This window comes from Deltaproteobacteria bacterium (assembly GCA_020848905.1).
Lineage (GTDB): Bacteria > Myxococcota_A > Polyangia.
On the sequence record JADLHG010000031.1, the window covers coordinates 65,855 to 79,122 of the forward strand.

16 protein-coding genes are annotated in these 13,268 nt (G+C 69.6%); 10 read left to right on the top strand and 6 right to left on the bottom strand.

Going from position 1 to position 13,268, the window contains the following annotated elements; genetic code table 11:
* Window positions 1–718 precede the first annotated feature (718 nt).
* The 6 genes from IT371_12470 to IT371_12495 all read right to left on the bottom strand — a co-directional run bounded on the left by IT371_12470 (window position 719) and on the right by IT371_12495 (window position 5,164).
* On the bottom strand, window positions 719–1,135 hold the full coding sequence (locus IT371_12470) for a response regulator (protein ID MCC6748469.1): 417 nt from the start codon (window positions 1,133–1,135) through the stop codon (window positions 719–721).
* Between the two features lie 230 nt (window positions 1,136–1,365).
* On the bottom strand, window positions 1,366–2,115 hold the full coding sequence (locus IT371_12475) for an acylneuraminate cytidylyltransferase family protein (GenBank protein ID MCC6748470.1): 750 nt from the start codon (window positions 2,113–2,115) through the stop codon (window positions 1,366–1,368).
* A complete protein-coding gene (locus IT371_12480; GenBank protein MCC6748471.1) occupies window positions 2,115–3,026 on the bottom strand; it encodes an N-acetylneuraminate synthase family protein in 912 nt (303 codons plus the stop codon). Before IT371_12480 ends, IT371_12475 begins: the two co-directional genes overlap by 1 nt.
* Window positions 3,027–3,086: 60 nt before the next feature.
* Window positions 3,087–4,061, bottom strand: a complete 975-nt coding sequence (locus IT371_12485; GenBank protein ID MCC6748472.1) for an OmpA family protein — start codon at window positions 4,059–4,061, stop codon at window positions 3,087–3,089.
* Window positions 4,062–4,094: 33 nt separating this feature from the next.
* Window positions 4,095–4,877: a flagellar motor protein gene (locus tag IT371_12490; GenBank protein ID MCC6748473.1), complete on the bottom strand. Its 783-nt coding sequence runs from the start codon at window positions 4,875–4,877 to the stop codon at window positions 4,095–4,097.
* A complete protein-coding gene (locus IT371_12495) occupies window positions 4,877–5,164 on the bottom strand; it encodes a flagellar FlbD family protein (protein ID MCC6748474.1) in 288 nt (95 codons plus the stop codon). Before IT371_12495 ends, IT371_12490 begins: the two co-directional genes overlap by 1 nt.
* 195 nt (window positions 5,165–5,359) lie before the next feature.
* Here IT371_12495 and IT371_12500 point away from each other — a divergent pair, with 195 nt between their 5' ends.
* The 10 genes from IT371_12500 (at window position 5,360) to IT371_12545 (ending at window position 13,268) form a co-directional block, all read left to right on the top strand.
* Window positions 5,360–6,691, top strand: coding sequence for a sigma-54-dependent Fis family transcriptional regulator (locus IT371_12500; GenBank protein MCC6748475.1), 1,332 nt, complete (start codon window positions 5,360–5,362; stop codon window positions 6,689–6,691).
* A gap of 102 nt (window positions 6,692–6,793) precedes the next feature.
* Window positions 6,794–7,213: a response regulator gene (locus tag IT371_12505; GenBank protein MCC6748476.1), complete on the top strand. Its 420-nt coding sequence runs from the start codon at window positions 6,794–6,796 to the stop codon at window positions 7,211–7,213.
* Window positions 7,200–8,285, top strand: a complete 1,086-nt coding sequence (locus IT371_12510; GenBank protein ID MCC6748477.1) for a PilT/PilU family type 4a pilus ATPase — start codon at window positions 7,200–7,202, stop codon at window positions 8,283–8,285. The genes IT371_12505 and IT371_12510 overlap by 14 nt, the downstream gene beginning before the upstream one ends.
* Entirely contained in the window at window positions 8,285–8,794 is a 510-nt protein-coding gene (locus IT371_12515) for a hypothetical protein (GenBank protein MCC6748478.1), read from the top strand. The genes IT371_12510 and IT371_12515 overlap by 1 nt, the downstream gene beginning before the upstream one ends.
* Window positions 8,709–9,230 (top strand): hypothetical protein, encoded by a 522-nt coding sequence (locus IT371_12520; protein MCC6748479.1) that lies wholly within the window; start codon window positions 8,709–8,711, stop codon window positions 9,228–9,230. The genes IT371_12515 and IT371_12520 overlap by 86 nt, the downstream gene beginning before the upstream one ends.
* A gap of 202 nt (window positions 9,231–9,432) precedes the next feature.
* Window positions 9,433–9,822, top strand: coding sequence for a flagellar basal body rod protein FlgB (gene flgB / locus IT371_12525; GenBank protein ID MCC6748480.1), 390 nt, complete (start codon window positions 9,433–9,435; stop codon window positions 9,820–9,822).
* An 11-nt stretch (window positions 9,823–9,833) separates the two neighbouring features.
* A complete protein-coding gene (gene flgC, locus IT371_12530) occupies window positions 9,834–10,271 on the top strand; it encodes a flagellar basal body rod protein FlgC (protein ID MCC6748481.1) in 438 nt (145 codons plus the stop codon).
* Window positions 10,272–10,313: 42 nt separating this feature from the next.
* A complete protein-coding gene (gene fliE, locus IT371_12535) occupies window positions 10,314–10,616 on the top strand; it encodes a flagellar hook-basal body complex protein FliE (protein MCC6748482.1) in 303 nt (100 codons plus the stop codon).
* 3 nt (window positions 10,617–10,619) lie between these two features.
* Window positions 10,620–12,251: a flagellar M-ring protein FliF gene (gene fliF, locus IT371_12540; GenBank protein ID MCC6748483.1), complete on the top strand. Its 1,632-nt coding sequence runs from the start codon at window positions 10,620–10,622 to the stop codon at window positions 12,249–12,251.
* Window positions 12,252–12,254: 3 nt separating this feature from the next.
* Window positions 12,255–13,268 carry a hypothetical protein gene (locus IT371_12545; protein ID MCC6748484.1) on the top strand — a complete coding sequence of 338 codons (1,014 nt, stop codon included), beginning with the start codon at window positions 12,255–12,257 and terminating at the stop codon, window positions 13,266–13,268.

Consider the following 13,268-nt stretch of genomic DNA (forward strand, 5'->3'; position numbering starts at 1 on the left):
GCAGTTCGCCGAGAGCGATGCGGCGGTAGTCCTGCAGCAGCTCGCCGAGCCGCGGCTCCTCGGCCAGGAGCCCGGTGAGTCGCTGCCAGACGGGCGGGTCGTCCTCCACCCGCAGCTCCGGATAACAGGACGTCCACTGGTGCATCGCCCGGGCGTAGCCGATGAGGCTGGCCCACGCGGCGAAGCGCTCGGGACCGAGGGCGAGGGCGATGCGGGCCTGGCAGTCCGCGGCGCGATGCCCGTCCACGTAGACGTACTCGGACACCGCGAGCAGGCTCAGCTCGACGGGAGCCCCGGCCGCGGGCCAGGTCTGGGGACTCAACAGCTCCAGCCGCTCGAGGTGCAGGTCCAGCTCCAGGTCGGCCTGAGGCAGGGCCGCCTCGAGAAGGTCCAATATGGTGTACGCCCGCACACCGAGGGCGTGCAGGCCCGCGCAGTGCGACAGGAGCGCGTACGGAGCGGCGCTATGCCGGGCCCACCTCAAGGCGAGGCGGTGCCGGAGGAGCGGCGGGATGGGGTTCAGGAGGAGTCCGCCCTGGAGCTGTTGCCAGAGCAGCTCGAGGAGCTCCGGCTGGCGCAGCACCGGACGAAAGAGCGCCGGAACGTAGCCGAAGGTGGCCTGGATCTCGGCGGAGATGACGTCGCAGCTGCGCATCCTGGGACGGCTCGTTGCGCGGCGCCGCCGGATAGCCGGTGCGTGTCGCGATAGTTAGGGGTCCTACGGCCCTGCGCTGGCGACCCGCGCCAGTCCCTCGTTGATGACCTCGTCGAGCAGGCCCTTGGCATCCTCGAGGTCGAGTCCCTTGGGGATGACCTTGTGCACGCCCCCCTGGTTGACCGAGCCGATCACGACGTCCGGAGAGGGGTGTCCGGTCAGCATGACGCGCACGACCCCGGGCCAGCGGCTTCGAAGCTGCTCGAGAACCTGGATGCCGTCCATCCCGGGGAGCACCTCGTCCACGATCGCGAGGTCCACCGCGCGGTCGGAGAGCAGGGCGAGGGCCGTCGGCCCGTCGGGCGCCAGGAAGAGTTCTACCGGCTCATCCGCGAAGCGGACCGTGAACCAGTGCCCCACGTCGGGGTCGTCGTCCACGAGCAGGACGCGAAGCCGCAGGGGGGAACCGCTCTGTGCCATCCACACGTGCCTTGCGTCGAACGCTGACGCCGGGAGCGCAACAGCTGCGCGACCGGCCTCGACCGTTGCGTTTGATGCTTGACTATAGCGTAGTCTAACTTGCTAAAGCTAGCGAAAGACCCGCCGAGGCCTGGACGGAAAAGCTTTGGACTACAAAATATTAGGGCCCAACCAGCGGAGTCGTCCGGAGGAGCGGGACAAGCGCGTGGGCCGGCTGTCCTCGGGCGAGACTACGCGGCGGTCAGCGCGGGCGTCTCCACCGTCGCCGGGCGGACGAGCTCCCCGGCGCTCGTGCGCGGGAGGAGCAGCTCGCAGTGCTGCAGGTCCAGCATGGTGTCGATGTCCACCGACTCCGTCTCGTCCATGACCAGCGCGCGGAGGTCCCCCCCCATCCGGCAGCCGCGGTCCATGAGCTGCTCCCGCGTCATGACGTAGATGGCCCCGTTTTCCCGATAGCGGGGCGGGATGTCCTGCGTCCGGAGCCGGTTGTTCGGGTCGTAGCCGACCTTCAGCTCGCTCTGCGGGCCGAGCTCCCCGAGGAAATAGTAATGGATGTCCTTCACCACGCTCGCCACCGAGTCGCAGCCGCTCTCGACGAGCAGCCGGACGGCCTGGTCGATGCGTCCCGCCCCGCGCAGCGGCGAGGTGGGCTGGAGCAGGACCAGCACGTCCACCGGGTGGCCGCGACGGGCCTCGATGGCGCGCACCGCGTGGATGAGACACGGCTCCGTCGGAGACTGCGCCGTGGCGAGCTCCGCCGGCCGCTGGATCACCTGCGCCCCCCAGCGCCGCGAGACGTTCGCGATCTCCTGGTGGTCGGTGCTCACGAACACCTCGTCCACGCTCCGGGCTCCCAGCGCTGCGGAGATGGTGTGCGCGATGAGCGGTCTACCGCCGAGGAGCGCCACGTTCTTGCCCGGAAGGCGCGTCGAACCGCCTCGCGCCGGAATCACGGCCGCCACGTACGGCTTCGCGCCCATCACGCCGCCTCCGCCTTGGTCTGCTGGCGCACGCCGCGCAGCTTGGCGCGGGAGGCGAGCTCGCACTCTTGCAGGCGTTTCACGCCGTCTCCCATCGAGGTCTCGACCGCGCGCACGTCGCGCACCAGGCGCGAGAGGCCGGTGGGCTCGAGGCTGGCCGCGTGGTCCGTGCCGCGCCAGGTGCGGTCCAGGGTGAAGTGCCGTTCGAGCAGCCGTGCGCCGAGGGCCACCGCGGCGGCGTCCACCGCGATCCCCTTGTGGTGGCCGGAGAGCCCCACCGGGCGCTCGTAGCGCTCGGCGAGGGTCGGGACCGCGCGCAGGTTGATGGAGTCGAAGGTCGCCGGGTAGGCCGAGGTACACTGCATCAGGTAGAGCTCGGCGCCGGAGAGCACGCCGACCGCCGCGTCGATCTCGTCGAGCGTCGACATCCCCGTCGAGAGGATGATCGGCTTGCGGTACGAGGCGAGCTCGCGGAGCAGCGCGTGCTGCGTGAGCGCGGCCGACGGCACCTTGAAGAGCGGCGTGCCGATCTCGTGCAGGAGCCGCGCGCTCGGCACGTCCCACGGGCTGCAGAAGTACTCGAGGCCGAGCTCGTTCGCGTACGCCAGGAGCTCCGCGTGCGCCTCGCGAGAGAGCTCGAGCGCCTCGCGGTGCTCGCCGTAGGTCTTGCCGAAGGAGTGCGGCGAGTCGTAGGGCTTCGCGTACTCCTCGGGGGTGAGCAGGGTGCGGATGTCCCGCTTCTGGGACTTCACCGCGTCGGCGCCGCAGAGCTTCGCCGTGCGCACGAGCTCGCGCGCGATGGAGAGGTCGCCCTGGTGGTTCTGGCCGATCTCCGCGATGACGTAGGTGCGCTCCCGGACGATCTCGCCGATGCGCGAAACGGGGGTGGACTGCCGACGATCTCCCGCCATGTTCTCGATCCTCCTGCTCTCACAACGGCCGGGAGGGGCGGGACTTGAGCGTATCCGCGATCAGTGCCCGTGCGCGGCGGGCTTGTGGTCTCCGGTGGGAGCGCCCGCGGCGTTCTTTGCCGGCTTCTTCTCGTCGGTCACCGGGGCGCTCGTGGGCGCGGACGTGGGGGCGGAGGCGGGCGTGGGGGCGCTGCCGGACGAGGCCGCCGGTGCGCTGGCCGGCTGCTTCTCGTCGTCGTCGGAGAGGTTGGGCTTGAGCTTGGGCTCCTGCGTCATGGCCTCGCTGCTCAGCACCACGATGTCCACGCGCCGGTTCATGGCCCGCCCCTCGGCCGTATCGTTCGTGGCCGTGGGCCGCCACTCGCCGTAGCCGGCGGCGGAGAGCTGCCGCGGGTCCGCCTCGAAGTGCTGGATGAGGTACGAGACCACGTAGGTCGCCCGCGCGGTCGAGAGCTCCCAGTTGGAGGGGAAGCGCGCGGTCTTGATCGGCCTGTCGTCGGTATGTCCCTCGACGCGCAGGGCGTTGCCGAGCGAGCGCAAGAGGCGTGAGATGCGCTCCAGCGTGGGGAGCGAGTTCTTGCGGACCGCCGCCGAGCCCGAGTCGAAGAAGAACCCCTCGGCGAGCGTGATGGTCAGGCCGCGGTCGTCCATGCCGATGCGGACCTTGCCCGAGAGGTTCTCCGCCGAGAGCTGCGATTCGAGCTTCTTCTTGAGCTTCTTGAGCCCCGAGCTACCGAGCACGCGCGGCTTGTGGTCCTTGGGTCCCTTGGCCAGCCGCTCGAGCTGCTGCAGCGTGTCTCCGGGGAACTGCCCGCGGTCCATGATGGGGTTCCGGCTGCCGGGCGTCGGCGCGATGGAGAGTTCGAGAAAGGCCCCCTGGATCGATCGCGCGAGCTTTCCCACCTTGCGCTGGTCGACCTGCGAGGAGGAGAAGAGCACCACGAAGAAGGCGAAGAGCAGCGTGATGAAGTCCGCGTACGAGACGAGCCAGCGCTCGTGGTTCTCGTGGGCCGCGTGTTTTCGTTTCCGGGCCATGGGTTGCGCTCCGCCTCGCGTCGCCGCGCGGCCTTATTCCTTCTCGCCGCCGGACTTCTCGATCTTGTGCATCTCGTGCGCCACGAAGGCCCGCAGGCGGTCCTCCAGAAGGCGCGGGCTCAGCCCCTCGAGGATGCCGATGACGCCCTCGACCATCATCTCGCGCACGACGATCTCTTGCCGGTGCTTGATCTTCAGCTTCCCCGCGGCGGGCAGGAAGAAGAGGTTCGCCGCGCCCACGCCGTAGATCGTGGCCACGAAGGCCACGGCGATGCCGTGTCCCACCTCGTTGATGTTGTCGAGGTGCTGCATCACCTGGATCAGTCCGAGCACGGCGCCGAGGATGCCCACCGTCGGGGCGAAGCCGCCCGCCGACTCGAAGACCTTCGGCACCTGCTCGCCGTGTTCCTCGGCGAACTGGATTTCGAGCTCCATCGCGGCCCGCGCGGCCTTCGGCTCCACGCCGTCCACCGCCGAACCGAGGGACTTGCGGAGGAAGGGGTCCTTGACCTTCGGCAGCTCGGCCTCGAGGGCCAGGATGCCGTCTTTGCGGGCCTTGTGGGCGTACCCCACGAGCTCCTTGATGAGCTCCTCGCCATTCGCCTTGGGCTCGAAGATGAGCTTCTTCAGGTCCTTGAAGGACTGGATGAAGGTCTTCAGCGGGAAGGCGATCATGCAGGCCCCGATGGTCCCGCCGAACACGATCATGCCGGCCGTGGGCTGCAGGATCTGGAGGATGCTGCCCCCCTCCAGATACATGCCGACGATGATGCCCACCGCGGCGATGACGACGCCGAGGATGCTGCCGAGGTCCATTAGTCGTCTCCTCTGGGGTCCTGCACGCGGGCGCGCTCGAGATCCTCGTAGTCCGACGGCGCCTGGGGGTCACTCAGCGCCCGGAAGGCGTTCGTGTGGGGATAGCGACCACCCGTGGCGCGGCGAAAGGCGATGATGCGGCTGATGATGTCGTCGATCCCCTCGGCGACCATGATCTTCTCCCCCGTGATGAGGGTGATCACCGTATCGGGGGTCACCTCCATGAACTCGATCAGGTCGGAGTTGACCACCAGGGTCGACTTGTTGAGTCGGGTTAGCTTGATCATCGCCACCGGTCCTTCGTCCTCACAACGGTCGAGCGGCCGGGACCTTGAGCGACCGCGTCATGACACGGAGCGCCAAAGACTCGGGGCGGGCGGACCATGATTTTTTTTGCTAAAGAACAGGATCCGGAGTCCGATGATCCGGTGTAACGGGGCACACGTACGATCTGGGCTTGTGGTTGTAGGACGAGGGAGACGATGACCCTTTGGTGTAGCGGGCAGCTTTCCTTCGTCACCGCCGTTCAGTGCCTCACCACCACGCAGCTCCTCCCCTCGCTCACCAGCCTGACGCCGGGTGACACGGTGCTCGTGGACCTGGATCATCCGGGCGAGCTGGAGGTGGATCAGGTGATCGACGGCGCGCGGCGCCTCGAGTGCCGCGTGATCGCCGCCTGCCATCCCGAGAACGTCCAGCGGGTCGTGCAGGCCGTGCAGCGCGGCGCCGAGCACGTGATCTTGAAGCCCGTGCGCGCCGGCGACCTCGCCCCCTACACCAAGGTGGCTGCCCCGGCCCGCGTGGCCGATGTGCACTCGTGGCGGGCGATGTACGCCAAGGAGATCGTCGGCGAGTCGCGGGCGCTCGTGCAGGCCCTGACCATGGGCATGCACGCCTCCGAAGTGGATTGCCCGATCCTCGTCACCGGCGAGAGCGGTACGGGCAAGGAGCTCTTCGCGCGGGCGCTGCATCGCGGGAGCCCGCGGCGCGCGGCCCCCTGCATCCCGGTCAACTGTCCCGCCATTCCGAAGGAGCTCGTGGAGAGCGAGCTCTTCGGGCACGCCAAGGGAGCCTTCACCGGGGCCGCGACGGCGCGGGTCGGCCGCTTCGCCGCGGCGGACAGCGGCACCCTGTTCCTCGACGAGATCGGGGAGATGGATCTGAATATCCAGAGCAAGCTGCTCCGGGTGCTGCAGGACTACGAGATCACCCCGGTGGGCGAGAGCCGCTCGCAGAAGGTGAACGTACGCATCATCGCCGCCACGAATCGAGACCTGGAGGCGATGTCCGACCAGGGGACCTTTCGCGAGGACCTCTTCTACCGGCTCAACGTGGTCCAGATCCACCTGCCGTCGCTACAGGAACGGCGCGACGACATCCCGGGCCTCGTACGGTACTTCCTCGAGACGGTGAGCGAGCAGCGTGCCCTACCGGCACCCACCTTGACCCCCTCGGTCGAGGACGCGCTCCTGCGCTTCCGGTGGCCCGGCAACGTGCGTCAGCTCCGCAACGTGATCGAGCGGCTGGTCATCCTGCACCGCGGCCAGCGGGTGGAGCTCGAGCACCTCCCCCCGAGCATCACCCGCGAGCAGGCTCAGCCCGCCCAGGAGAGCACCGGACCGGAGCCGATGCTGCCCGCGGAGGGCTTCGATCTGCGGAGCGCGCTCCAGCGCTTCGAGGAGTCGATGATCAGCAAGGCGCTCAGCCAGACGGGCGGCAACCGGAACCAGGCGGCCAAGATCCTCGGCCTGAACCGCACCACCCTCGTCGAGAAGCTGCGCAAGCTCCCCCAGTTCGTGACCGGCCAGGACTGACGAGCGCTTGGCGGTAGGGCGTCACGGCCGTGACGCTCGCGCGTGTCCCCCTTCGACATGTCACGGAAATTCTCGGGCACGCGCGTTGCAATTTTCTTGGACATGTTCGATCGACCCTTCACCATTCTCCTTGTGGATGACGAGGAACGGCTCCTTAGGGCTCTCGCCCGCCAGCTCCGCGGCTATCATGTACTCGTGGCCCTCGACGCACGGTCGGCGTTCGCTCAGCTCGAGTCGACGCCCGTCGACCTGGTGCTCACGGACAACGACATGCCGGGGATGAGCGGGGTCGAGCTGCTGGAGGCGGTGAAGGCGCGTTTCCCGAGGGTCGTGCGCGGCTTGATGAGCGCGCTCGAGCCCCGGGAGCTGGCGAGCCTCGAGGCCCGCCGCACGGTGGAGCTCTTCCTCGAACAGCCCTTCGTGGTGCCCCTCGCGCAGCAGCTCGAGGGAATGCTTCACGGTGGGTCGGCCCTGAGGCCCCCGAGGACGACTCTTCCGGAGGTGATGGATGGATCCTGCTAGGCCCGATCTGGGCCGCGTGCTGCAAGCGGCCTTTCAGTTCGGGGCGTCGGATGTGCATCTGAAGACGGGCGCGGTGCCCATGTGCCGGGTGCAGGGACTGCTCCGGCCCGTGGAGTTCCCGAAGATCGAGGAGGGCGAGCTCGAGATGCTGTGCGAGCGACTCACCGGCCGGCCCGCGGCGGAATTCGCGCAGCTCCAGCAGACGGAGTTCTCCTGCGACTGGCCGGGGGCCGGGCGCTTTCGCGGGCACTACTTCCAGCAGACCCGGGGGGCCGCCGTGGTGCTGCGCGTCATCCCGGCCACCATCCCCACGCTCGAGCAGCTCCGCCTGCCCCCGGTGGTCAAGCGCATCTGCGAGTACACCTCGGGGCTCGTGATGGTGACGGGGGCGACGGGCATGGGCAAGTCCACCACCATGGCCTCCATCGTGGCTACGATGGCCAAGATGAGCTGCCGTCGGATCGTGACCATCGAGGATCCGGTGGAGTTCCTCTTCGAGGACGGGGCGAGCTGCATCACGCAGCGCGAGGTGGGCCGCAACGTGGAGTCCTTCCAGGCGGGGCTGAAGGCGGCGCTCCGGCAGGATCCCGACGTGGTGGTGATCGGCGAGGTCCGGGACCGCGAGACCATGGAGGTCGCGCTGCACGCCGCCATCACGGGGCACCTGGTCCTGACGGCCGTGCACTTCGCGGACACCACCACCTCGGTCAACGGCGTGGTGGGCATGGCCGACGCGAAGGAGCAGCTCAACTGGCGCATGCGCCTCGGGGACGCCCTGCGCGCCGTCGTGTCGCAGCGGCTCCTGCCGCGCAAGGGCGGCGGAGGGCGCGTGCTCGCCACCGAGGTCCTGATCAACGAACCCACCGTTCGCTCGTGCATCCTCGACGAGAGCAAGACCAAGGGGATCCGGCAGGCGCTCGAGCGGGGGCGTACCGAATATCACACGCACACCATGGACCAGTCGCTCCTCGAGCTGGTGCAGAACCAGCTCATCAGCGTGGAGGTGGCCCAGAGCGCCGCCACGAGCCCCGGGGACCTGCTCCGCGAGATCAACCTCCGGCGGATGGCCTGATGAAACGCTGGCTGCTCGCCTTCCCCCTGCTGCTCTGGCCGGCCCTCGGGCAGGCCCAGGAGCTGGACATCGCGGTGACCGTCTCGAGCGGTTCGGGGATGTCCCTCGGCAAGGGGGAGGGGACGGTCCTCAAGCAGCGGTCGCCGGTCTTCATCGAGGCCGACGTCGGGCTCATCTTCGACAAGGATCGTCTCTGGGAGTGGACTCCGAGCCTCATCCTCGAGGTGGAGGGGCGCGTCTCCGTCGGGATCAACCCGTCGGTGAAGCGGGTCTTCCACTTCTCGCGCGTCCCCATCGCCATCTACGGCGGCATCGGCGTGCCCTTCTTCTTCGCGCCCTTCACGCTCCTCGGTGCCGAGGCTGCGGTCGGGGCTTTCTACCGCTTCCTGCCCCATCTCGGGGTGGCGCTGGAGTTGAGGACCGATGTCTTCTTCGTGGGTGGCGACCTGCCCGACGGCGGGGTCCTGGCCAAGCTGGATGCGGCTCTGGGTCTCCGTTTTACTTTCTAGCCTCGGCGTCGCGGCGACCGGCTGCAACGATCCGGGCTGCATCCGGCACAGCCAGTGCCCGAGCGGGGAGATCTGCGTGCTGGCGAAGTGCCAGCTCAAGCCGGACGGCGGGGCGACCGGAGACGGGGGGCGGGGCGACGGAGGGGCGAAGGACGGCGCGCTCGACGGGGGCGCGAGGGACGGCGCGCTCGACGGGGGCGCGAAGGACGGCGCCACCCGGGACGGCGGGGCGCGCGACGGAGCCGCGAAGGACGGCAGCGCGCGGGACGGCGCTCGCGACCAGGGGGCGGCCTCCGACGGCAAGAAGGGGGATGGCCGCGCGGGGGATGGAAGACCGGGCGATGGGCGCGCGGCAGACGGGCGCGGCGGCGACGGTAAGCCGGGGGACGCGCGACCGCGCGACGGCAAGGTCGGCGACGCGAAGGTTGGCGGGTAGTCGGCGTCCCTGAGCGAAGCACCTTTTCCTACACACCCTACCTTTCGGTTCACCGACGGAGACGCCGATCGTCAAACGGCGCGACCGATCGTCAACGCCCTGACGACCACGGGCCCGCATCACCGCCGAAGTAGCGAAGATCGGGGGTCCGGCCTCTGGCCCGTGCCTTGCTTAAGTCACGGTGGAGCCGGAGGACGACGCGATGAAGGGTGTATTCGGAGACCTTAGCCCCCTCGAGCGCAGCCTGGACTATCACCAGTTCCGGCAGGAGCTGCTGACGTCCAACGTGGCGAACGCCGAGACGCCCGGTTACCGGCCCCTCGACGTGAACTTCCAGGCCTCCCTGGACAAGGCCGGCACCCTCGCGGTCACGAACGAAGGCCATCTGCCCGCGGGGCCCGGTGAGCGGATGCAGTCGGGGGTCTTCGCCGATCCGAGCGCCACGGCGGGCAACGACGGCAACGCGGTCAGCCTCGAGCGGGAGATGGCCAAGCTCTCGGCCAACAGCATCCGCTACCGCGCGGCCGCGGAGATGATCTCGCGCCACATCGGCATGCTCAGATACGCCGCCACCGACGGGCAGCGGCGCTAGAGGAGAACGAGATGAGCTTCATGAACGCTCTCGAGATCGCGGCCTCCGGACTCGCCGCGTCCCGTACGCGCATGAACGTCACCGCCGCCAACGTGGCGAACGCCAACACCACGCGCGGCGCCGACGGAGGCCCGTACAAGCGGCAGGATCCGGTCCTGCAGGCCGTTCCGGTGGCGCAGCCCTTCGGGCAGATGCTCCGCGACCGCCTGAGCGCGTCGCTCCGCGGCGTGCAGGTTACGGGGGTCGTGCAGGACCAGCGCGCCCCGCGGCAGGTGTACGACCCGAGCCACCCCGACGCCGACGCGCGCGGCATGGTGGCCATGCCGAACGTGAACCTCGTGGAAGAGATGGTGGACATGATCACCGCGTCCCGCGCCTACGAGGCGGGGGTGACGACGATCCAAACCCTGAAGTCGATGGCCAACAAGGCCCTGTCGATCGGGAGGTAAGCCGTGGCCCTTCCACCCATCGGGAGCACCGTGACGGCAGGTATGCTCGAGCGCCAGGCGTCGCTTCCCCCGCGCGCGAGCGAGGGGATCCAGCCGGGCGGCGCGCTCGAGGGGTCGAAGGCCACCGGAGCCGCCGGCGGCGAGACCTTCGCGGACCTGCTCAAGCAGGTGGCGGCCACCGACGCGACGGCGAACCAGGCCACCCAGGGCTACGCGAACGGGCAGCACCAGAACCTCCACGAGACGATGCTGGCCCTCGAGAAGGCGGACATCTCCTTTTCGCTCCTGGTGAGCGTGCGGAACAAGCTGCTCGAGGCCTATCGCGAAGTCATGCGGATGGGCTAACCGATGCCGGCACCCCTCAAGAAACTGCTCGAGCAGCTCAAGAAGGTCTACCTCGGCATGTCGCGCGCGGCGCGCGTGTCGGCGGCGGTGGTGATCCTCGCGGCGGTCCTCGGGCTCAGCTATCTCGTCGGGGCCGACCACACCAGCTACTCGACCCTCTTCACCGGGCTGGCCGTCGAGGACGCCGGGCGGATCACCGAGGAGCTGAAGAAGAGCCGCGTGCCCTTTCGCATCGAGGGGGACGGCGCCACGGTGCTCGTGCCCCACGACAAGGTCCACGAGCTGCGCCTCAGCCTCGCCGGTCAGGGGCTGCCGCGCGGGGGCGGCGTGGGCTTCGAGATCTTCGACAACCAGAAGTTCGGCGTGAGCGACTTCGCGCAGCAGATCAATTACCGCCGCGCGCTGCAGGGCGAGCTCGAGCGCACGATCGGACAGCTCGACGCGGTGAAGAACGCTCGCGTGCACGTCGCGATGCCGAACCAGCAGCTCTTCGCGCGCCGCGCGCGCCCCGTCTCGGCCTCGGTGACGCTGCGCCTGCACGCCGGCCGGACGCTCTCCCCCTCGACGGTGAAGGCCGTGGTGCACCTCGTCTCGTCGAGCGTGGCGGGCCTCAACGCCGAGTCGGTGACGGTGGTGGATGCGGCGGGAACCATGCTCTGGGGCGGCTCCAAGGGCGCGCTGGCGGGGACCGGCGGACCGCTCGAGTACAAACAGAACCTCGAGACGAGCCTCGAGCAGCGGGTGAGCGAGCTGCTCGACGCGACGCTCGGCCGCGGCCACTCGGTGGTCAAGGTGACGGCCGAGGTGGCGCTGGCGCAGGTGGAGCAGACGGACGAGCAGTACGACGGCGACAAGTCGGCCGTGCGCAGCGAGAGTAGCTCCGAGGAGAAGGAGGCCACCTCGGGGGCTCAGGCGGGGGGCGTCCCCGGCGTGAAGGGAAACCTGGCTGGTGGTCCCGCGCCGACGGCGGGGGCTCCCGCACCGACGACGGGCGAGACCAAGGCCGGCATGAGCCGCAAGCAGGTCACGCGCAACTTCGAGATCACCAAGACCGTGCGGCGCCGCGTCTCGCCGGCGGGCGAGCTCCAGCGCGTCTCGGTGGCGGTGCTCGTGGACAGCCGGACGGTGCAGGGGAAGGGCCAGAAGAAGGCGGAGGGGGTGACCACGGCGGACCTCCAGGGCCTCGAGCAGGTGGTGAAGCAGGCGGTCGGGTTCTCTGCGACCCGCGGCGACGTCGTGACGCTGAAGGCGATCCCCTTCACCGACGTGCAGCCGGTGGAGAAAGAGCCGGAGACCCTGCCGCTCGTGCAGCTCCTCAGGAAGAACCCGCTCTACGCGGCGGTCGGGGGCGGAGCGCTGCTCCTCGTGGTGGTCGTGTTCTTCCTCCTGCTCCGCGGCCGGAAGCCGGCGCGGGCCCCCGCGGTGCTCCAGCTCCCGGCCACGGTCAAGGAGCTCGAGGCCACGGCGCAGGCGCTGCCGGGTGGCGCGGGGCAGACGCTGCAGCTCGGCGCGGGGGACCTGCCCACCTTTCCGGGGACGGGGACGTCGCAGGGGCGGCAGCTCGCTCTCGCGGCGGCCGAGCACGAGGCGGCGCGCACGGCCCAGGTGCTCCGGGCCTGGATCGCGGGAGGCTAGACCATGCAGCTCGACGGCACGGCCAAGGCGGCGGTCTTTTTGCTCAGTCTCGACGAGGAGCGCGCCGTGAAGGTCATCGCGCACATGGAAGAGCAAGAACTCCAGCGTCTGCGCGACGCCGTCGAGAAGCTCGGACCGATCGGCTCGGACCTGCTCGAGTCCGTGTACCTGGACTTCGCCGGGGCCTTCAAGACGGGGCTGACGACCATGCGCGGCGGGCCGGCCTACCTGCACTCGCTCGTGAGCAAGGCCCGCGGCGAGGAGGAGGCCCTGCGGCTCCTCGCGCCGCAATCGACGCTCGCCCTTCCCGGGGGCCCCGACGGGCAGCCGGGTCGGGCCCCCTTCGCGGCGCTCGCCAGCGCGGACGCGGACGCCGTGGCGCTCGCGCTCCTGGCCGAGCACCCGCAGGTCATGGCCGCCGTGCTGGCGCACCTGCCGCCGGTGATCGCGGGCGCCGTGATGGAGAAGATGTCCCCGAGCCAGCAGTGCGACACCCTCCGTCGCGTCGCCACGCTGACCCGCGTGCCGAAGGCGGCCTTCGCGGACGCCGAGGCGGCGCTCGGCGCGCTCGACCTGGCCCCGGGCGAGATGGGAGACGTGGACGGCGTGGGTTCGGCAGCGGCGATCCTGAACGAGCTGCCCACCGAGGACGCGACGCAGCTTCTCGAGCGCCTGGCCGAGACCCACCCGAACGAGGCGGCGCAGCTCCGCAAGGCGATGTTCACCTTCGAGGACCTGATCGACGCGGACAAGCGCGGCCTGCAGGAGATGATGCGCCAGGTGCAGAGCGACACCCTGATGATCGCCCTCAAGACCGCCTCCGAGGCCCTCAAGCAGAAGATCCTCGGCTGCATGTCCACGCGCGCGGCCGCCATGCTCCTCGAGGAGCTGGCCATGATGCCCCCGGTGCGCGTGGCGGACGTGGAGCAGGCCCAGTTCCAGATCGTGGAGCTGGCCATGCGGCTCGTCCAAGAAGGCAAACTGACCATCGCCGGCCGCGGCGAGAACATGGTGTAG